Annotated in this window: 18 protein-coding genes; 2 read left to right on the top strand and 16 right to left on the bottom strand. The window is 71.7% G+C overall.

Annotated elements, in window-relative coordinates:
- Positions 1-51: 51 nt before the first annotated feature.
- Positions 52-405 (bottom strand): cytidine deaminase, encoded by a 354-nt coding sequence (locus ACIO9J_RS17175; RefSeq protein WP_401999353.1) that lies wholly within the window; start codon positions 403-405, stop codon positions 52-54.
- Between the two features lie 26 nt (positions 406-431).
- Positions 432-1349 (bottom strand): helix-turn-helix transcriptional regulator, encoded by a 918-nt coding sequence (locus ACIO9J_RS17170; protein ID WP_401999350.1) that lies wholly within the window; start codon positions 1347-1349, stop codon positions 432-434.
- A 97-nt stretch (positions 1350-1446) separates the two neighbouring features.
- Between ACIO9J_RS17170 and ACIO9J_RS17165 the strand changes: the two genes are divergently transcribed.
- Positions 1447-2877: an MFS transporter gene (locus ACIO9J_RS17165; RefSeq protein WP_401999347.1), complete on the top strand. Its 1431-nt coding sequence runs from the start codon at positions 1447-1449 to the stop codon at positions 2875-2877.
- 98 nt (positions 2878-2975) lie between these two features.
- Here ACIO9J_RS17165 and ACIO9J_RS17160 read toward each other — a convergent pair whose 3' ends face one another.
- Both ACIO9J_RS17160 and ACIO9J_RS17155 read right to left on the bottom strand, forming a co-directional pair.
- Positions 2976-3281: a DUF397 domain-containing protein gene (locus ACIO9J_RS17160; RefSeq protein WP_401999345.1), complete on the bottom strand. Its 306-nt coding sequence runs from the start codon at positions 3279-3281 to the stop codon at positions 2976-2978.
- A 50-nt stretch (positions 3282-3331) separates the two neighbouring features.
- Entirely contained in the window at positions 3332-4246 is a 915-nt protein-coding gene (locus ACIO9J_RS17155; RefSeq protein ID WP_401999342.1) for a helix-turn-helix domain-containing protein, read from the bottom strand.
- Between the two features lie 434 nt (positions 4247-4680).
- On the opposite strand from ACIO9J_RS17155, the gene ACIO9J_RS17150 reads away from it, so the two are divergent.
- Complete coding sequence (locus tag ACIO9J_RS17150) at positions 4681-4812, top strand: hypothetical protein (protein ID WP_401999339.1); 132 nt, start codon at positions 4681-4683, stop codon at positions 4810-4812.
- 239 nt (positions 4813-5051) lie between these two features.
- Here ACIO9J_RS17150 and ACIO9J_RS17145 read toward each other — a convergent pair whose 3' ends face one another.
- The 12 genes from ACIO9J_RS17145 to ACIO9J_RS17090 all read right to left on the bottom strand — a co-directional run bounded on the left by ACIO9J_RS17145 (position 5052) and on the right by ACIO9J_RS17090 (position 18710).
- Positions 5052-5408 carry an MmcQ/YjbR family DNA-binding protein gene (locus ACIO9J_RS17145; protein ID WP_401999336.1) on the bottom strand — a complete coding sequence of 119 codons (357 nt, stop codon included), beginning with the start codon at positions 5406-5408 and terminating at the stop codon, positions 5052-5054.
- Positions 5405-6712: a hemolysin family protein gene (locus ACIO9J_RS17140; RefSeq protein ID WP_401999333.1), complete on the bottom strand. Its 1308-nt coding sequence runs from the start codon at positions 6710-6712 to the stop codon at positions 5405-5407. The genes ACIO9J_RS17145 and ACIO9J_RS17140 overlap by 4 nt, the downstream gene beginning before the upstream one ends.
- A gap of 4 nt (positions 6713-6716) precedes the next feature.
- Positions 6717-7214: an rRNA maturation RNase YbeY gene (gene ybeY / locus ACIO9J_RS17135; protein WP_401999331.1), complete on the bottom strand. Its 498-nt coding sequence runs from the start codon at positions 7212-7214 to the stop codon at positions 6717-6719.
- A 12-nt stretch (positions 7215-7226) separates the two neighbouring features.
- On the bottom strand, positions 7227-8243 hold the full coding sequence (locus ACIO9J_RS17130) for a PhoH family protein (protein ID WP_401999328.1): 1017 nt from the start codon (positions 8241-8243) through the stop codon (positions 7227-7229).
- A gap of 146 nt (positions 8244-8389) precedes the next feature.
- Positions 8390-9496 carry a carbohydrate kinase family protein gene (locus tag ACIO9J_RS17125; protein WP_401999325.1) on the bottom strand — a complete coding sequence of 369 codons (1107 nt, stop codon included), beginning with the start codon at positions 9494-9496 and terminating at the stop codon, positions 8390-8392.
- A gap of 39 nt (positions 9497-9535) precedes the next feature.
- Positions 9536-10840: a glucarate dehydratase family protein gene (locus ACIO9J_RS17120; RefSeq protein ID WP_401999322.1), complete on the bottom strand. Its 1305-nt coding sequence runs from the start codon at positions 10838-10840 to the stop codon at positions 9536-9538.
- Positions 10841-10976: 136 nt separating this feature from the next.
- Positions 10977-12173, bottom strand: a complete 1197-nt coding sequence (locus ACIO9J_RS17115) for a macrolide family glycosyltransferase (protein WP_401999319.1) — start codon at positions 12171-12173, stop codon at positions 10977-10979.
- A 151-nt stretch (positions 12174-12324) separates the two neighbouring features.
- On the bottom strand, positions 12325-13326 hold the full coding sequence (locus tag ACIO9J_RS17110; protein WP_401999316.1) for an adenosine deaminase: 1002 nt from the start codon (positions 13324-13326) through the stop codon (positions 12325-12327).
- Between the two features lie 31 nt (positions 13327-13357).
- Positions 13358-14263 (bottom strand): ribonuclease Z, encoded by a 906-nt coding sequence (locus ACIO9J_RS17105; protein ID WP_401999313.1) that lies wholly within the window; start codon positions 14261-14263, stop codon positions 13358-13360.
- 13 nt (positions 14264-14276) lie between these two features.
- Positions 14277-14630, bottom strand: coding sequence for a histidine triad nucleotide-binding protein (locus ACIO9J_RS17100; protein ID WP_401999310.1), 354 nt, complete (start codon positions 14628-14630; stop codon positions 14277-14279).
- A 155-nt stretch (positions 14631-14785) separates the two neighbouring features.
- Positions 14786-18034, bottom strand: coding sequence for a S41 family peptidase (locus tag ACIO9J_RS17095; RefSeq protein WP_401999307.1), 3249 nt, complete (start codon positions 18032-18034; stop codon positions 14786-14788).
- An 82-nt stretch (positions 18035-18116) separates the two neighbouring features.
- Positions 18117-18710 (bottom strand): hypothetical protein, encoded by a 594-nt coding sequence (locus tag ACIO9J_RS17090; RefSeq protein WP_401999304.1) that lies wholly within the window; start codon positions 18708-18710, stop codon positions 18117-18119.
- Positions 18711-18826: the final 116 nt, after the last annotated feature.

Below are 18826 nucleotides of genomic sequence, written 5' to 3'. Positions count from 1 at the left end.
TTTGAGGACGAACTCGGCGGGGCCGGTGATCGGCACCGGCCCCGGGTAACGTCAGCCCGCCTCCACCCGCACCCGGACCTCCCCGTCGGCCCCGGCGAGGAACACCGGCGTCCCGGCCCCGCCAAGGTCCCGCACAGCGGCAAGATCCTCCGCGGAAACGGACTCCGCACCGGAGACCACCGCGGCCGCCTCGAGGGACTCCGCCCCCGACGCCACCGCCATGGCGACCGCGGTCCGCAGCGCGGAGAGCTGGAGCGACGAGAGCGCGACGGTCCCCGCCACATACGTACGCCCGGTCGAGTCCCGCACCGCGGCCCCCTCCGGCACCCCGTTACGGGCCCTGGCCGAACGGGCCAGGGTGACGATCTTGCGGTCCTCGGGATCCAGCGCGGCGCTCTCAGTCATGCCCCGAGCATACGGAGCACGCCCCGTCAGCCCGCCACCGGATGGATCGACCCGCGCCGCCCCTCGGGCGAGGCGAGCCACGCCAGGCGCTGTGCCGTGTCGACGTCCGCGTCCGCCCCCGCACCGGGCAGCGGCGTGTGCAGCACGATCGTGAGGTCGGGCCTGGCCGGCACCTTCAGCTGCGTCGACTCCAGGAACAGCGTCCCCGCCACCGGATGCTCGATCTCCTTGGCGACCTGCCCGCCGGGCCGGATGTCCCGCCGCTCCCACAGCTCCCTGAACTCCGCGCTCGTCGCCTTCCCCTCGGCGATCACCGAGGCGAACCCGTCGTCGGCGGGGTGGTCCGAGCACGCGGCCCGGTACATCGCCACGACCTGCGGCGCGTTCCGCCGCCAACTGGTCGCGCGGGCACGGTAGATGGGGTCGCTGAAGAAGGTGAGCAGACAGTTCTCGGAGGTCTCGGAGCGCATGCCGAGCACGGACGCCGCCGCGTCGTTGTACATCACGCAGTTCCAGTACACGTCCATGATGTGCGCCGGAAACGGCATCCACGCGTCGATGAGCCGGTTCAGCCCCTCGCACATGCCCCAGTCGGTCTGCGCGACCTCCGGCGCGGGCGGGTTGAGCCCGGCCAGGACGTAGAGATGACGCCGCTCGGCGCTGCTCAGCTTCAGGACGCGGGCCACGGAGTCCAGGACCTGCGGCGACACGGAGATGTCGCGGCCCTGCTCGAGCCACTGGTACCAGGAGGCGCCGACGCCGGCGAGCACGGCGACCTCCTCACGGCGCAGACCCGGCGTACGCCGCCGCGCCCCGCCGTCCGGAAGCCCCGCCTCGGCAGGGCTGACCCGCGCACGGCGGCTCATCAGGAACTCCCGCAGCTCCCCCAGGCGATGCGCCTTCGACGCGTCCGTCCCCGCCGTCGCGACCGACGGTGTTGCCATCTGGCGCCCCCAAGCCCTCAAGCCCTGACTGGTGTTCCGACCACCAGCATAAGTTCCCGCTCCCCACGTCTATTCCGGCCGCCGCAAGCTCTTGGGCATGGCGATCGACACCACCCCTGCCCCTTCCACCCGGGAAGCCCCGTCCGCGCCGCGGCCGCGGGCGCCCAAGCTCTCCACCCGCGAGAAGCTCGTCCTCTTCGTGCTCTGCGCCGCGCAGTTCATGGTCTCCCTGGACTTCTCCGTACTGAACGTGGCGCTGCCCGTGCTCGGCCCCGACCTCGGCATGAGCACCTCCGCGCTGCAGTGGGCGGTGACCGCCTTCGCGCTGCCGTCCGGCGGCTTCCTGCTGCTCTTCGGCCGGTTCGGCGACCTCTTCGGGCGCCGCAGGCTCTTCCTCGCGGGACTCGCGCTCTTCGGTCTGGCCTCGCTGCTCGCCACGTTCGCGTGGGACCCGGCGTCGTTCCTGGCCGGGCGGGCGCTCCAGGGCGTGGGCGCCGCGGCCATCGTGCCGACCGGCATGTCCCTGCTGACCACGACGTTCCCCGAGGGCCCGCAGCGCGACCGGGCGCTCGGCATCTCCGGCACGCTCCTCTCGCTCGGCTTCACGGTCGGCATGGTGCTCGGCGGCGTACTGACGGACACCCTCGGCTGGCGCTCCACGATGGGCCTGCTGACCCTCTTCGCCCTGCTCGTGCTGCCGCTGGCACCCGGCCTGCTGCCCGAGTCCCGCACCCCGGACCGCCCGCGCCTCGACATCCCGGGCGCGGTGACGGTCACCGCCGGTCTGCTCGCCCTGATCTACGCCCTGTCCACGGCGGCCGAGCGCGGCTTCGGCGGCGCGGACGTCCTGGTCACGCTGGTGGCGGGCATCGCCCTGCTGGCGGCCTTCGGCTTCATCGAGTCACGCGCCGCCGCGCCCCTGGTCTCCCTGCCGATGCTGCGCCGCCGCACGGTGGCGTGGGGCAACCTGGGCGGCCTCGTCACCTTCTCGATGATGACGACGGTCGTCTTCGTCCTGACCCTCTACTTCCAGGAGGTCCTGCACCTCTCGGCGTTCAGGACGGGCCTGGTCTTCGGCGTGCAGGGCGTCCTCTCGGTCGTCGCGGGCATCTTCGCCCCGAAGGTCATCGGCCGCTTCGGCGCCCGCCGCACCCTGGTGGCGTCGCTGGCCGGCCAGGGCGTACTGGGCGCGGCGCTGCTGGGCATCGGCGAGGGCACCTGGTCGGTGTGGCTCGCCACGGCCGCGGTGTCCCTCGCGAGCATGTTCCACCTGGGCGCGATCATCTCGTACGGCGTGACGGTCACGTCGGGCGTCCCCGACGAGGAACAGGGCCTCGCGACGGGCCTGGTCACCTCCACCCAACAGGTGGGCATCACGATCGGCATCCCCCTCCTCGGCGTCCTCGCGACGACGAACTCGGACCTTCTGGCGGGGACGCGGATGGTGTTGGCGATCGATGCGGTGGTGGTGTTGGGTGCGGCGGGGCTGATCTGGCTGGGGCTGCGCCGGAAGGCCACTCGCGGCTAGGGCCCTTCTGGCGGATCTCCGCGGAGCGCGCACGTGACGACGGCCCGGCCTCGGGAGGAGGCCGGGCCGTCGTCGAGCTTCGTGGCAGGGCGCCGGGCCTACACCAGCGGTGAATCCTGTGCGGGCGGCGGGGCCGCCAGGGCGAGGAAGGCCGACCACGCCTCCGGGCCGAGAACGAGCACAACGTCCTCACGGCGGGTGGAGTCGCGCACAAAGACCGACTCACCGGTCCAGGCCGCCTCCAGACAAGCGCCGGCGTCACCGTCGCTCGCACTGCTCTTGCGCCACGTCCATGAGCCGCCCACGCTTCTCCTCCACCCCGGGTGCGGAAGGCCAGCCGTCGCTTCCCCCGCGCGGCTGGTGCAGGGACACGCAGCACCTCTTCCAGAGTAACGGCAGGTCATACGAATATGAACGAGCCGTTTCTCGCCAAGGTCGCGTGTTCCAGGGGGAGTTAGCCCTGTGGCACCTCCTGTGGCGCGGCTTCCCGGATCAGCGCCTCCAGGTCGTCCGTACCCTCGTCGAGCCGGACCGCGAGAGCACGCAGCAGGGCGGGCATGTCGTCCTTGATGGCGAGGTCCTCCAGCTCCCAGAACCTTTCCAGGTAACGGCCGGTCTCCTCCGGGGCGTCCGTGGTGTACGAGTCGCCGCGCGGGTTCTCCAGATAGAGCGAGTCCGGCATCTCGTCGGCCTCGAACTCGAAGTGGCTGAAAGGCCCTTGGATGCCCGCGTGGGCACCGACGCTGAACGGCAGGATCTGGATGGTGACGCCGGGGCGCTCCGCCAGTTCCGCGAGCCGCTCCAGCTGGGCCCGCATCACGCCCCGGCCGCCGACGTGCCGACGCACGACGGCCTCGTCGAGCACGTAGAAGAGCTCTCTGCCGCCCGATGTCAGCAACTCCTGCCTGGCGAGGCGGACTTCGACGCTGCGCTCCAGGCGATCCTCGGGGATGGCCTTGTTGTAGGAGAGCATGATCGCGCGGGCGTACTCCTCGGTCTGTAGCGGACCCGGCATCAGCAGGGCGCCGTAGTGCCGGACGATCGACGCGGAGGACTCCAGGGCGAGGAACTGCAGGAACTCTTTGGTGTAGAGGTCGCGGTACTCGCTGAAGGGCATGCGCCGACTTCCCCGCGCGAGATCGAGCAGTTCCTCGATCTTGCGCCGGTCCCGGATGCCGTAGGCGTCGAGCAGGGGCCTCAGGTCGTTGACGGAGATCCCCACCTCGCCGGACTCGATCCGGATCAGCTTGGAGGGGCTCCACTCCATCTTCGAGGCGACCTGCCGCTGAGTGAGGCGCGCAGCGGTCCGCGCCTTACGGAGCTCGGTGCGCAGTCGCAGCCGCTGAAGTGCTGCACTCGGCACGCTCATGATGGCTCCACCCCCAACCGGACCGTGCGAGATGCAACATAGCAGAGCAGTAGCTTACTCATCGAGACCTTCCGAGAAGAGACTTCACGCCACGGCTACTACACCGCAGGCCCCTACTCGGCGGCAAACGCAGATCGGCCGAACGGGGCGTGGATACGGCCGACAGCTCCCGGAAAGCTATGTCGCAGAAAGGAGTCTTCCTTCAGCGAGCTATCCGACGGCACTACCCATGTGGCGATGTGCAGGATACGCTATGGCAGAGGGAAGCCTGCACAACTGACCATCCGCACAAGGAGGTTGAGAACAGAACCGACGCGGCGCGGACTCACTCCATCGAGTGTTCACGAGCCACCGGATTCCCCCTTCCTGGCGCCACCCGTTCGTGGATCGCCGCGGTATCCACGACAGCGTGGACCAGGAAGGAGATCAGCCCGATGGCAGAGAAGCCGGACGGGCGCCGCACCATCCGCATGTGGACCGAATGGGCCGCTCTGGCAGCCCCGTGGGCCAGTGTCCTCGTCGCGATCCAGGAGATCGTCGACCGATGGGTGCTCCCCCACGTATGAACCAGGGACCCACGTGTGAAAAAGGACTGACCCCGGCCTGAGGGCCGGGGCCAGGATGCGGCGGACGCCTTCGCACAAGACGTTTCCACTCCGAGTTCCCTTGCCCGGCAGCCCGGAGTGGGAGCGTTCGGGATCCGCCGGTCCTTCCATTCTGCCGCCCCGCCACCCCGATGGCGAGGGCCTGTTGGGACACTCTGCCGTGCACGTGCGCCGAGCGCGTGCTCCGTACGGCGCGCCCCTCAGGGGCGGTCGAGTCGCAGCCGCTCCGCCCGCGGCAGTCCCGCCACCACCAAGTCGTACGAATCCTCGATGAGTTCGCGCACCTGCCGGTCGGGCAACGGGCCGTCGACCGTCACCGTGTTCCAGTGCCGCTTGTTCATGTGCCACCCCGGCACGATCTCCGGATGCGCCGCGCGCAGCTGGACCGCCATCTCCGGGTCGCACTTGAGGTTGACGGTGAGCGGGCGCCGGTCGAGCGCGGTGAGCGCGAACAGCTTTCCCGCGACCTTGAAGACCGAGGTCTCCGGGGTGAAGGGGAACTCCTCCACCACGTCGTTGAACGACAGGCAGAACGTGCGCAGTTCGTCGGGCGTCACCCGGACTCCCCCTCCTTGCCCTCGTCCCCGGCGGACGCCAGGGGCTCGACCAGCACGGTGACGATCTTGTTCCTGCGGCCCCCCGCGGACTCCGCGGTGAGCCGCAGCTCCCGGCCGTCGGGCAGCGGCACGACCGCCGACGCGTCCGCGATCGGGACGCGGCCGAGGGCCTTGGCGAGCAGGCCGCCGACCGTCTCGACGTCCTCGTCGTCGAACTCGTCGAGGCCGAACAGCTCGCCGAGGTCGCCGATGTCGAGCCGCGCGGTGACGCGGTAGCAGCCGTCGGCGAGCTCCTCCACGGGCGGCAGCTCGCGGTCGTACTCGTCGGTGATCTCGCCGACGATCTCTTCCAGGATGTCCTCGATGGTCACGATGCCCGCCGTGCCGCCGTACTCGTCGATCACCACGGCCACGTGGTTGCGCTCCTGCTGCATCTCCCGCAGCAGGTCACCCGCGTTCTTCGTGTCGGGCACGAAGGTCGCGGGGCGCATCGCCGTCGACACCAGATCCGACTCGCTGTCGCGGTTGATGTGCGTCTTGCGGGCGAGGTCCTTCAGATACACCATGCCGACGATGTCGTCCTCGCTCTCCCCCGTCACGGGGATGCGCGAGAAGCCGGAGCGCAGGGCGAGGGTGAGCGCCTGGCGGATCGTCTTGAACCGTTCGATGGCGATCAAGTCGGTGCGGGGCACCATGACTTCGCGGACCAGGGTGTCGCCGAGCTCGAAGACGGAGTGGACCATGCGCCGCTCCTCGTCCTCGATCAGGGACTCCTTCTCGGCGAGGTCGACCATCGCGCGCAGCTCCGCCTCGGAGGCGAACGGGCCGCGCCGGAAGCCCTTGCCGGGGGTGAGCGCGTTGCCGATGAGGATCAGCAGGGGCGGGATCGGGCCCATCACGCGGGCCAGCGGGAGCAGGACGTACGCCGCGGCGGTGGCCGTGTTCAGCGGGTGCTGACGGCCGATCGTGCGCGGCGAGACGCCCACGGCGACATAGCTGACGAGGACCATCACGCCGATGGCGACGGCGAGGGCCTGCCAGGTCTCGTCGAACTCCTGGAGGCAGGCGTACGTCACCAGGGCGGCCGCCGCCATCTCGCAGGCGACCCGCACGAGGAGGGCCACGTTGAGATAGCGGGTCGGGTCGGCGGCGACCTGCGCGAGCTTCGCGCTGCCGCGCCGGCCCGAGCGGACCGCCTCGTCCGCGCGGAAGCTGGAGACGCGCGCGATGCCCGCCTCGGCGCAGGCCGCCAGCCAGGCGACGACGACCAGGGCGACGGCCCCGGCGATCAGCGACAGACTCATGGCGCTACGAGACGGTGGGTGCCGGGGACGGGCCGGTCAGGCCCGTCTCGGCACGCCAGCCGTCGACGATGGCCGCCTGGAGGCCGAACATCTCGGCCTTCTCGTCGGGCTCCTCGTGGTCGTACCCGAGCAGGTGAAGGACTCCGTGCACGGTCAGGAGCTGGAGCTCCTCGTCCATGGAGTGCTGCGTCGGGGCGTCCTTGCCCTGCTGGGTGGCGACCTCGGGGCAGAGCACGATGTCCCCGAGGAGGCCCTGCGGGGGCTCGTCGTCGTCCTTCATGGGCGGCCGCAGCTCGTCCATGGGGAAGGACATGACGTCCGTGGGCCCCGGCAGGTCCATCCACTGGATGTGCAGCTGCTCCATGGCGTCGGCGTCCACCACGATCACCGAGAGCTCGGAGAGCGGGTGGATGCGCATCCGCGCGAGGGCGTAGCGGGCGATGTCGAGGATCGCCTGCTCGTCGACCTCGGTTCCGGATTCGTTGTTGACGTCGATCGACATGGTGGTGCTGGTCTACTTCCCGTCGCGGCTGTCGTGCTGCTCGTACGCGTCGACGATACGGCCGACCAGCTTGTGCCGTACGACATCGCTGGAGGTGAGCCGCGAGAAGTGGATGTCCTCGACGCCGTCGAGGATCTGCTGCACCTCGCGCAGACCGCTCTTGGTGCCGCCCGGCAGGTCGACCTGGGTGACGTCACCGGTGATGACGATCTTCGACTCGAAGCCGAGGCGGGTGAGGAACATCTTCATCTGCTCGGCGCTGGTGTTCTGCGCCTCGTCGAGGATGATGAACGCGTCGTTCAGCGTGCGGCCCCGCATGTACGCCAGCGGGGCGACCTCGATCGTGCCCGCCGCCATCAGACGGGGGATGGAGTCGGGGTCGAGCATGTCGTGCAGCGCGTCGTACAACGGGCGCAGGTAGGGGTCGATCTTCTCGTAGAGCGTGCCGGGCAGGAAGCCGAGGCGCTCGCCGGCCTCGACGGCGGGGCGGGTCAGGATGATCCGGTTGACCTGCTTGGACTGGAGCGCCTGGACCGCCTTGGCCATGGCCAGATAGGTCTTGCCGGTGCCCGCGGGACCGATGCCGAAGACGATGGTGTGCTTGTCGATCGCGTCGACGTACCGCTTCTGGTTCAGCGTCTTGGGGCGGATGGTGCGGCCGCGGGACGAGAGGATGTTCTGCGTGAGGACCTCGGCCGGGGTCTCCGGCGGTCCTTCCCCGTTCTCGTCCGCCCGCAGCATCGCGATCGAACGTTCCACCGCGTCCTCCGTCATCGGCTGCCCGGTGCGCAGCACGAGCATCATCTCGTCGAAAAGCCGTTGGATGAGGGCGACTTCGTGGGCCTCGCCCACGGCGCTGATCTCATTGCCCCGGACGTGGATGTCGGCCGCCGGGAAGGCCGTCTCGATGACGCGCAGCAGGGCGTCGCCGGAGCCGAGGACGGTCACCATCGGGTGCTTCGCCGGAACGGTGAAGTGGGCTCGCGCCTGGCCGTGCTCGGGGGTCTGAGCTGTGGGTGTCTGCGTCATGGGCCGGCTCTGAAGGCCGCTCGGTCCTCCTCGTGCGGGGCTTGGGGCCGCGTCTCAGCCTTGCACTGCCAAGAGTACGTCGGGGCACCGACAAGACCGAGAGGTTTTCGGACCTCGCCCTCCCGGGTCCCGGCGTCCCCCGCGCCTCAGGCCGAACGGCCGAAACCGATCGTCGGCACCGCGCGGCGCAGCGGCCACGGCCTGGCCGCCGCCGGAAGGAGATCTTCCAGGAAGCGGTAGCGGCGCAGCGCCACCGGATCCTGGTCGTCGACCTCGCGCACCGTGCGCCACCAGGCCCCCACCTCGGCCCAGCCGGGCGCCGACAGGGAACCGCCGAACTCCTGTACGGAGAGCGCCGCCGTGAGCCCGGCGAAGGCGAGGCGGTCGGCGAGCGGCCAGCCGGCCAGCGTCCCGGTGACGAAGCCCGCGACGAAGACGTCGCCCGCCCCGGTGGGGTCGAGTGCCTCGACCTCGATCGCGGGGACCTCCGCGGTCTCGCCGGTCCGCCCGTCCACCGCGTACGCGCCCTCGGCGCCCAGCGTCACCACGGCCAGCGGCACGTGCTCGGTGAGCGCCCGCGCGGCCGCCCTGGGGCAGGAGGTGCCCGTGTAGCGCATGGCCTCCTCGGCGTTCGGCAGGAACGCCTCGCAGTGCGCCAGGTCGGCGAGCCCGGCCAGGTCCCAGCGCCCGGTGTCGTCCCAGCCCACGTCGGCGAAGATCCGGGTGCCGCTACGGGCGGCCTCGGCGATCCACGGCGCGCACGTGCCGGGCGTGAGGGCGGCGACGGCGGCACGCGCGCGTGGCGGGCGGTGCGGGGCGCCGCCGTCCGGCGCGTCGGCGTCGGGCGGCGGCTCGTGGCCGTGGCTGACCATGGTCCTTTCGTCCTCGTACGCCATGGAGACGGTCACCGGGGAGTGCCAGCCGGGCACGGTCCGCGAGGTCGCCAGGTCGATGCCCTCGCCCTGTTCGAGGGCGTCCCAGCAGTACTCCCCGTAGTGGTCGTCCCCGAAGGCGGCGGCGAGCGAGGTGTGCAGGCCGAGCCGGGCGAGCGCCGTCGCCATGTTGGCGACGCCGCCGGGGCTCGACCCCATGCCGCGCGCCCAGGACTCGGTCCCGCGCACCGGCGCGGAATCGAGCCCGGTGAAGATGATGTCGAGGAAGACCGTGCCGGTGAGGTAGACGTCGCAGTCCGGGTCGCCGGGTCTGCGGGCCGCCTTCAGCGGGTCGACGGTGGGCTTGGCTGGTACGACCATGAAGGCAACGTAACGGACGATCCCCCGGGGAGCCCGGGGTTACCAGCGCGGCACCGCCGGAGTCACCCACTCCGGATCCACCGCGCGCATCGCCGCGGCGTCGTCCCGCTCCCGCAGCGCGCGGTGGTCCTCGTCCAGCCAGCGGGCGTGCAGCACGGCGAGCTTGTCCCGGTCGAGCTCGACGCCGAGGCCGGGGGTGTCGGTGACCGCGACGCGTCCCTCCACGAACCGCGTCCGCGAGGTCAGCACGTCCTCCGACTGCCACGGATAGTGCGAGTCGCAGGCGAAGTCGAGCGCGGGTACGGTCGCCGCCACCTGGGTCATCGCGGCCAGGCTGATGCCCAGGTGCGTGTTGGAGTGCATCGAGACGCCGACGCCGAACGTACGGCAGAGCGCGGCCAGTTCACGGGTGCGCCGCAGCCCGCCCCAGTAGTGGTGGTCGGAGAGCACCACCTGCACGGCGCCCGCGGCGAACGCCTCCGGTATCTCCTCGAAGGTGGTCACGCACATGTTCGTGGCCAGCGGCACCGAGGTGCCCGCCGCGACCCGCGCCATCGCGGGCGTGCCGAGCGCCGGGTCCTCCAGGTACTCCAGTACGTCCGCGAGTTCGTCGGCGACCTTCAGCGAAGTCTCCACCGACCAGGCCCCGTTGGGGTCGAGCCGCAGCGGCTGCCCCGGGAAGGCGTCTGCCAGCGCGCGGATCGCGGCGATCTCCTGGTCCGGCGGGAAGACACCGCCCTTGAGCTTGAAGGACGCGAAGCCGTACCGCTCGGCGAAGAGCCGCGCCTGCGCGACGATCCCCGCGGGGTCCACGGCCTCCCCCCAGGCGTCGGCACCCGTGGCCCCGGGGTGGGCGGCCCACTTGTAGAAGAGGTACGCGCTGTACTCCACGGCGTCGCGCACCTTGCCGCCGAGCAGCGCGTGCACGGGCAGCCCGAGCGACTTGCCGAGCGCGTCCAGGCAGGCCACCTCGAACCCGGAGACGACGGAGAGCCGCAGCTTGTCGGCGGTCTGCACGCCGCGCAGCCCGCCGACGTCCACGGCGTCGTCGACCCGAGCGGCGTCCACGGCCACCTCGTCCGCGAGTGTGAACAGCCCGTTCAGATCGGCGACTTCCCGCCCGACCAGCCGCCCGGCGAAGGGCCGCGCGAGCTCCAGATACTTCCCGTCCCCGTACGTCTCCCCGACCCCCACCACGCCACCGGCCGTGACCACCTCGATGATCAGGCGCGGGGTGTAGGGCTGATGCACGCCCTGGGTGTTGAGAAGCGGCGGATCGGCGACGAGCACGGGCGTGAGACGGACCTCTGCGATGACGAGACTGCCGGAGCACTGTCCATACATGAGAACGCAGACTAGGTACGCGAACTCGACAGCGTCAATGGGGCAGTTCCCCGAGCCCCTGACAAGGGGCTCGGGGAACTGCGAGAGGGGCGCGGGGAACTGCGCGCCCAGCCACGGCGGACCTGCGGCGAACCAACTAGCCGCCGAGCTCCGCCTCGATCAGATCCGCGGCCCGAGCCGCACCACCCTCGCCCCGGGCCTCCGCCTTCAACCGCGCGGACCGCACCGCGACCTCAGGGTCGGAGACGAGCTCAAGCAACGCCGCCCGCAGCACGTCCCCCGTGGCATCAGCCGTATCGACGCGCCGGGCAACCCCCAGCTCCACCAGCCGATCCGCGTTCATAGGCTGCTCCGCCCCCTGAGGCACGGCGATCATCGGCACCCCGCAGTAGAGCCCTTCGGCACTGCTCCCCATGCCCGCATGGGTCACAAAGGCATCGGCCTGCTCAAGGACGGCCAACTGCGGCACCCAGGAGCAGACTTCGACGTTCCCCGGAAGCTCCCCGCCCAGCTCCGCAGGATCCACGTGCTTGCCTATCTGGAGCACCACGTGCCACCCGGGCAGGTCCCCGAAGGCGGCCACGCACTGCCGGTAGAACTCGGGCTGGACGGTGTACGCCGAGCCGAGCGAGACCAGGAGCACCTTCTCGGCGCCCTCGGGCCGCGTCCAGCTCTCCCGTTCGGCACGGTCCCCGAAGCACGGCCCGACGAAGTCGATCCGCCCGGAATCGACCGTGTCGGCCTGCGGCTGCATGGCGCGCGGGATCGTGGCGATGCCCCGGGGCGGCACCCCGGAGAACTCCGCGACGTCGAGCGTGGTGGCCCCGCACCCGGCGAGCCACTCCTTGAACCGGGCCTCCAGGACGTCGGCGCCCGGCAGTTGGGCCAGGTACGCGCCGACGTCCTCCTGGTAGCTGCCCCAGGCCACGAAGCTCGGCGAGAGCTGCACGAGCGGCCGCCCCTGCGACTCCGCGAGCGCCCGTGCGACGTAGGCGCCGATGTCGTACAGATACAGGTCGGCGGGGTCCTCGTCGTACGCCGCGTGGAGCTGCGGGAGCACCGCCATCGCGTCGTCGAGGAAGAGCGAGCTGGCCTCGATGGGGTCCTCGGGCCAGATGTTGGAGCGGTGCGGGAGCGTGGACTCACAGGCGATGAGTTCGGCACCCGTCGGCTCGATGAGGGCGGCGGTCGCGGGATCGTTGGCGTACGTCACGCGGTGGCCGCGCGCCACCAGTTCACGGATGACCTCAAGGGAGGGCAGCACGTGGCTGACCATCGGGACGCCGATCATGGCGATATGGGCAGGGCGACGGTGAATTCGGCGAGATGACATGCGAGTTCCTTCGCGTACAGAGAGCTATGGATGACGACACGGCGGCCCGCCGCCACGGCCCTCGAAGGGCGGGCGGGGGCCGGAAGGGCCGTGTCAGCCGTAGATCTGCGCGATGGTGTCCATGGGCAGGACCGTAACCCACCGCCCGTGCTCAGTCGAACGAATAAGCCTCGACCTCGGCGAGGTACTTCGCCCGCAGCGCCTCGTCGGCCGCGTCGCGGTCGAGGAAGGACGCCTCGAAGGAGTTGCGCGCGAGGGTGCGCAGCCGCTCGTTGTCGATGCCGAGCGCCTCGCGCACCGCGTGGAAGGTGTCGTCGACGTAGCCGCCGAAGTACGCCGGGTCGTCGGAGTTGACCGTGCACACCAGGCCCGCGTCGAGCATCCGGGCCAGCGGGTGGTCCTCCAGGACGTCGATGGCGCGCAGCCGGACGTTGGAGAGGGGGCAGAGGGTGAGCGGCACGCGCTCGCGGACCAGGCGCTCGACGAGGTCCGGGTCCTCCATGCAGCGCAGCCCGTGGTCGACGCGCTCGACGCGCAGCACGTCGAGGGCCTCGGTGATGTAGGCGGGCGGCCCCTCCTCGCCCGCGTGCGCGACGAGCCGGAGGCCGAGCGCCGCGGCCGCCTCGTACACCGCGCGGAACTTGGCCGGCGGGTGGCCGACCTCGGCGGAGTCCAGGCCGACGCCGATGATCCGGTCGAGGTAGGGCTTCGCGGCCTCCAGCGTCTCCAGGGCCGACTCGGCGGACTGGTCGCGCAGGAAGCACATGATGAGCCGCGTGGAGACGCCGTGCCGCTCCTCGCTCCGCGCCAGGGCGCGGGACAGCCCTTCGACGACGGTGCCCATGGGGACGCCGCGCGCGATGTGCGCCTGCGGGTCGAAGAAGATCTCCGCGTGGCGCACGCCCTGTGCGGCGGCGCGCGCCAGATAGGCGTCCGCGAGCTCCTCGAAGTCGGCCTCGGTGCGCAACACGCTCATCAGGCCGTAGTAGAGGTTCAGGAAGGTCTGGAGGTCCTCGAAGAGGTAGGCCTCGCGCAGCTCTTCGGTGTCCGCGTAGGGCAGTTCGACGCCGTTGCGGGCGGCGAGGGCGAAGGCGAGCTCGGGTTCGAGGGTGCCTTCGATGTGGAGGTGGAGTTCGGCCTTGGGGATCGGCATGGTGCGGTCTCGCTCAGTTCGGTGGTGGTGCTCAGGTTCGTTTGGGCAGGGGGACGCGCGACAGGTCGCGGGCGACGGTGAGTTCACCGTCGAACCCGGCGGCACGGGCCTGCTGTTCATAGCGGCCCGGGTCGGGGTAGCGCTGGCTGAAGTGGGTGAGCACCAGATGGCGCACGCCCGCCTCGACGGCCACCCTCGCCGCCTGTCCCGCGGTCAAGTGGCCGTGCTCGACGGCCAGTTGCTCGTCCTCGTCGAGGAACGTCGACTCGATGACGAGCATGTCGCAGCCCTCGGCGAGCGCGTACACCCCCTCGCAGAGCCGGGTGTCCATCACGAAGGCGAAGCGCTGGCCGCGCCGCACCTCGCTGACCTCGTCGAGCGTGACGCCGCCGAGGCCGCCCTCCTGCTGGATCCGGCCCACGTCGGGCCCGCTGATGCCGCGCTCGGCGAGCAGCGCGGGCAGCATGCGCCGCCCGTCGGGCTCCACGATCCGGTAGCCGTACGACTCGACGGGGTGCGAGAGCTTCCTCGCTTCGAGGGTGTACGAGGAGGTGGTGGCCAGCGGCCCGTCGGCGGCGACCGGCGCCTCGGTCAGCGCGACGGTCTCGCGGTACGCCGTGGCGTACCGGAGCCGGTCGAAGAAGTGCTGTCCCGATGCCGGGTAGTGGGCGGTGACGGGGTGCGGGACCCGGTCGAGGTTGATGCGCTGGATGACGCCCGCGAGACCGAGGGAGTGGTCCCCGTGGAAGTGCGTGACGCAGATCCGGTGCAGGTCGTGGGCGGCGACCCCGGCGCGCAGCATCTGCCGCTGCGTGCCCTCGCCGGGGTCGAACATGATGCCCTGGCCGTCCCAGAGCAGGACGTAGCCGTTGTGGTTGCGGTGCCTGGTGGGGACTTGGCTCGCGGTGCCGAGCACCACCAGTTCACGTACGGACAAGGAGGGTCGCCCGCTATCCGGGAGGCCACTGGAGGCCGCGGCCGCCCAGGACGTGCGCGTGCGCGTGGAAGACGGTCTGCCCGGCGCCCGAGCCGGTGTTGAAGACGATGCGGTAGCTCTCCGCCTTCTCCTCGGCGGCGACCTCACCGGCCTCGCGCAGCACGTCGGCGGCGGCCTTGGGGTCACCGGCGGCGAGCGAGGCGGCGTCGGGGTAGTGCGCCTTGGGAATCACCAGGACGTGGGTCGGCGCCTGCGGGTTGATGTCGCGGAAGGCGACGGTCGTCTCCGTCTCCCGCACGACGGTCGCGGGCACCTCGCCCGCGACGATCTTGCAGAACAGGCAGTCACCTTGCGCTTCGCCCGCCATGGGTCGACCTCCTACGTGACAGTGATCAATGCAGCGTGACAGTGATCAGTTCGGTACGGCGTGACCGTGATCAGTACAGCGTGACCGTGATCAGTACAGACGGAAGCGTATCGCTCGCCGTTGCCGCGTCCCGGCGACGGGGGCGTGGGCGGGCCCTAGCTCCCCGGCAGGACCGGTGCCGCCTTGGCCGGGCTCTCCTCCAGCGCGGCCAGCGCGAGCCGGACGGCCTCGTCCAGCTGCGGGTCGCGCCCCGCCGCGTAGTCGTCCGGCGTGGTCACGACCTCCACGTCGGGGTCGACCCCGTGGTTCTCGACGCCCCAGTCGTACCCCTCCAGCCAGAAGGCGTACTTGGGCTGGGTCACCAGCGTGCCGTCCACCAGGTGGTAGCGGCTGTCGATGCCGACCACGCCGCCCCAGGTGCGGGTGCCCACCACGGGCCCGATGCCCAGCGCCCTGATCGCGGCGTTCACGATGTCGCCGTCGGACCCGGAGAACTCGTTGGCCACGGCGACGACGGGGCCGCGCGGCGCGTCCGTGGGGTAGCTGAGCGGGCGCGAGCCGCGCGGCAGGTCCCAGCCGACGACGCGGCGCGCCAGCTTCTCCACGACGAGCTGCGAGGTGTGCCCGCCGCGGTTCTCGCGGACGTCCACGACCAGGCCCTCGCGGGCCACCTCGACGCGCAGGTCGCGGTGGATCTGCGCCCAGCCCGGCGCCTGCATGTCGGGGACGTGCAGATAGCCGAGGCGGCCCCCGGAGCGCTCGTGGACGTAGGCGCGGCGGTCCGCGACCCAGGCGTGGTAGCGCAGCGGCTCCTCGTCGTCGACGGGGACCACCACCGCGTGCCGGGGGTCGCCGCCGCCCGACGGCGAGACGGTCAGCTCGACGGGCTTGCCCGCGGTACCCGCGAGCAGCGGCCCGGGGCCCGCCACCGGGTCGACGGGCCTGCCGTCGACCGCGAGGACCGCGTCACCGGGCCGCACCGCGACACCGGGCGCGGCCAGCGGCGAGCGGGCGGCCGGGTCGGACGTCTCCGAGGGCAGCACCCGGTCGATGCGCCACAGGCCGTCCTCGCCGCGCGAGAGGTCCGCGCCGAGCAGGCCCTGCCGGGTCGCCGCGCTGCCCCCGCCGCCGCCGGGGACGACGTAGGCGTGCGAGGTGCCGAGTTCGCCGTGCACCTCCCACAGCAGGTCGACCAGGTCGTCGTGGGTGGCGACGCGGTCGAGGACGGGGCGGTAGCGCGCCAGGACGCCGTCCCAGTCGACGCCGCCCATGTCGGGCCGCCAGAAGTTGTCCCGCATGAGGCGGCCCGTCTCGGCGTACATCTGGCGCCACTCGGCGGCCGGGTCGACGGTGTGGCGGACCCGGGAGAGGTCGACGGTGATGTTCGAGTCGCTGTCCTCGTCGCCGGAGGCGCGCCGGTCGCTCGGCACCACCTTCAGCTTGCCGTCGGTCCACAGGAGCACCCGCTTGCCGTCGCCGGTGACCGCGAAGTGGTCGGCGTCGGCGGCGAGTTCCTCGACCCGGTGCTGCGCCAGGTCGTACCGCTCCAGCTCGGTCTTCGGGTCCGGGTCGGACGGCGTGGCGCGGGAGGCGCCGAGCACGCCGCGCACCGGGTGGCGCAGCCAGAGCAGGCCGTCCTTCGCGGCGCGCAGCGTGGTGTAGCGGGCGGCCTCGACGGGGAACGGCACGATGCGGTCGGCCAGTCCGTCGAAGTCGATGCGGGTGACGGGGGAACCCTCGCTGTCCGGCGTCTCGGAACCCGCGCCGTCCTGTGCCTCGAAAGGCCTGCCGTGCCGCTGGGGGCCGAACGGCGAGGGCGTGGTCGCGCCCAGCGTGATCAGGTAGGGCCGCGAGCCGCCGACGAACGCCAGGTCGAAGACGTGCTCGTCGTAGACCGGGTCGAAGGCCCGCGCGGAGAGGAACGCCAGGTGCTTGCCGTCGAGCGTGAAGGCAGGCGCGTAGTCACGGAAGCGCAGCGGGGTCGCCTCGGTGACCGAGAGGTCGGCGGTGTTGGCGAGCTTGAGCTGGCGCAGCGGGCGCGGGCCCGGGTGCGACCAGGCGAGCCAGGCCGAGTCGGGCGAGAACACGAGCCCGCTGACCTCGCCGTCCGCGCTGCGGTCGACCTCGCGGACCTCGCCGCTCTCCCGCTCGACGAGCAGCACGCGGCCGTCGTGCGAGGCGACGGCGGCGCGCGAGCCGTCCGGCGCCATGGCGAGCGCGAGGACCCGGCCGAGCTGGCCCGCGGCGAGCCTGCGGGGCGTCGCGCCGGGCGCGACCCCGGTGGCCGGGGCGAATTCGAGGGCCTCGTCGCCCTCGGCGTCGGTGACCCAGACGACGTGCTCCTCGCCCTGCACGCGGAAGGTGCGGGGCAGCCTGGCGCGCACGCCCGGCGTGGCGGCGAGCGCGCGGGCGGGCCCTTCGCGGTGCGTGACCCAGTGCACGGAGCCGCGCACGGAGACGGCACTGCCGCGCCCGGTGTGGTCGGGCTCCGCGGCGCCGAACCAGCGGGCGGCGGTGACGGGGTGCCGCTGGAGGTCGGTGCGCTGCCCGCCGAGCCGGACGTCGACGCGGCGCGGTTCGGCGCCCGACAGGTCGTCAAGGAGCCAGAGTTCGCCCGCGCAGACGTAGACGACGCGGGTCCCGTCGGTGGCGGCGTGCCGCGCGTAGAAGCCGTCCACCGGGGTGTGCCTGCGCAGTTCGGAGCCGTCGGGCAGCGAGGAGTACAGGGCACCGACGCCCTCGTGATCGGAGAGGAACGCGATCCGCTCCCCCACCCACAGCGGGTACTCGATGTTCCCTTCGATCTCCTCGTGGAGCCGTACGAAGGACGGCTCCTGGTCACCGTCGGGCCCCCGGGTCTCCCCGCCGGGCGTGCGGATCCACAACTTGCCCGCGGTGCCGCCCCGGTACCGCTTCCACCAGGCGGCCTCGCGTCCCATCGGCGCGGAGAGCAGCAGCACCTCGCCGCCGGGGCCGTGCGCGACATCGCCCACGACGCCGTACGGCAGGGTGGCCGCGGGTCCGCCGTCGAGCGGCACGGCGCGCGCCCAGGTGCGGCGCATCGACGCCTGGCCCGCCGAGGTGACCGCGAGGACCTGCCCGCCGGGCGTCCAGCCGCGCACGGCGGTCTTCCAACTGCCCCAGTACGTCAGCCGCTCGGCGGGTCCGCCGTCGACGGGCGCGACGAGCACCTCGGGCGCCCCGTCGCGGGTGGAGGTCCAGGCGACGGTCGTGCCGTCCGGGGAGATCCTGGGGTGGTTCACGGGCATGTTGTCGGCGCTGACGCGCCAGGCGCGGCCGCCGTCGAGGGGGGCGACCCAGACGTCGTCCTCAGCCGTGAACGCGGTCAACTCGCCGTGGATGTGCGGATACCGGAGATACGCGGAGTGCGCTGCCTGTGTCACGGCGTCCAGCCTAGGCAGGCTCCGGGCGGCCCGGCAGCGGTTTTGATCACTTGGCCGGGGGCCGCGCGTCCGGTGCCCGGTCTCATTTGCCCGGCAGGCAGGTGCAGGTCGGCTCGGGCGGCGGGGCGGTGGCGGTCACGGTGACGGTGGTGGTGGGTCCCGGCTGAGGGTTCTCGTGGGAGGGCGGCGGCTGGTGCGAGACGGGCGGGTTGGAGAGCTTGCCGTGCCCGCCCCCGCCGTTGTTCCCGCCGTTGTTCCCGCCGTTGTTCCCGCCGTTGCCGTTGCCGTTGCCGTTGCCGTTCCCTGAGGCGCAGTTGCCGAGGACGTCGACGCGGAACCACTGCTTGCCGTCGATCTTGGCGGTGAGACTGCCGCGGACGCAGGCGCCGTCGACGACGTCGTGCACCTTGCCCTTGATGGTGATGTCCTTGCCGTCCTTGGTCTCGCCCTGGCAGTCCACCTCCACCACGGCCTTCTTCGTCGGCTCACCGCTGCGCGGCGTGACACGGCCCTCGAACCTGCCGTTGCAGCTGAGCCACGACACGTCGGCGTGCTGCCGCTCCAGCTCCTTGGTGCCCATCTCGTCCGTGGTGAGCGCGACCGCCGAGGTGTTCAGCTGCCCGTCCACGGGATCGCACGCGGTGACGCCGAGCGCGGCCGCACCGCCGAGCGCCACGGCGTACAGAACCCGTGCACGCCGCTTCCGTACACCCCTGCCGCTTAACCGCCTCAATGCCCCCATAGGCGGCAGAGTGCCACCGTACGCGCCGACGCGGTAGACCTCTTGCGGCC

It is taken from the genome of Streptomyces sp. NPDC087300 (genome assembly GCF_044744425.1).
Taxonomy (GTDB): Bacteria; Actinomycetota; Actinomycetes; order Streptomycetales; family Streptomycetaceae; genus Streptomyces.
The sequence above is the reverse complement of the archived record's forward strand: the minus strand, read 5'-3'. Positions and strand labels throughout refer to the sequence as shown.

Bases quoted from the DNA above. Each gene is read 5' to 3' on its own strand.
- ACIO9J_RS17165 (WP_401999347.1), top strand. From the start codon at position 1,447: ATGGCGATCGACACCACCCCTGCCCCTTCCACCCGGGAAGCCCCGTCC.
- ACIO9J_RS17110 (WP_401999316.1), bottom strand. From the start codon at position 13,326: ATGCCGATCCCCAAGGCCGAACTCCACCTCCACATCGAAGGCACCCTC.
- ACIO9J_RS17160 (WP_401999345.1), bottom strand. From the start codon at position 3,281: ATGACCTGCCGTTACTCTGGAAGAGGTGCTGCGTGTCCCTGCACCAGC.
- ybeY (WP_401999331.1), bottom strand. From the start codon at position 7,214: ATGTCGATCGACGTCAACAACGAATCCGGAACCGAGGTCGACGAGCAG.
- ACIO9J_RS17170 (WP_401999350.1), bottom strand. From the start codon at position 1,349: ATGGCAACACCGTCGGTCGCGACGGCGGGGACGGACGCGTCGAAGGCG.
- ACIO9J_RS17100 (WP_401999310.1), bottom strand. From the start codon at position 14,630: ATGGCGGGCGAAGCGCAAGGTGACTGCCTGTTCTGCAAGATCGTCGCG.
- ACIO9J_RS17125 (WP_401999325.1), bottom strand. From the start codon at position 9,496: ATGGTCGTACCAGCCAAGCCCACCGTCGACCCGCTGAAGGCGGCCCGC.
- ACIO9J_RS17115 (WP_401999319.1), bottom strand. From the start codon at position 12,173: ATGTCATCTCGCCGAATTCACCGTCGCCCTGCCCATATCGCCATGATC.
- ACIO9J_RS17120 (WP_401999322.1), bottom strand. From the start codon at position 10,840: ATGTATGGACAGTGCTCCGGCAGTCTCGTCATCGCAGAGGTCCGTCTC.
- ACIO9J_RS17155 (WP_401999342.1), bottom strand. From the start codon at position 4,246: ATGAGCGTGCCGAGTGCAGCACTTCAGCGGCTGCGACTGCGCACCGAG.
- ACIO9J_RS17140 (WP_401999333.1), bottom strand. From the start codon at position 6,712: ATGAGTCTGTCGCTGATCGCCGGGGCCGTCGCCCTGGTCGTCGTCGCC.
- ACIO9J_RS17150 (WP_401999339.1), top strand. From the start codon at position 4,681: ATGGCAGAGAAGCCGGACGGGCGCCGCACCATCCGCATGTGGACCGAA.
- ACIO9J_RS17175 (WP_401999353.1), bottom strand. From the start codon at position 405: ATGACTGAGAGCGCCGCGCTGGATCCCGAGGACCGCAAGATCGTCACC.
- ACIO9J_RS17130 (WP_401999328.1), bottom strand. From the start codon at position 8,243: ATGACGCAGACACCCACAGCTCAGACCCCCGAGCACGGCCAGGCGCGA.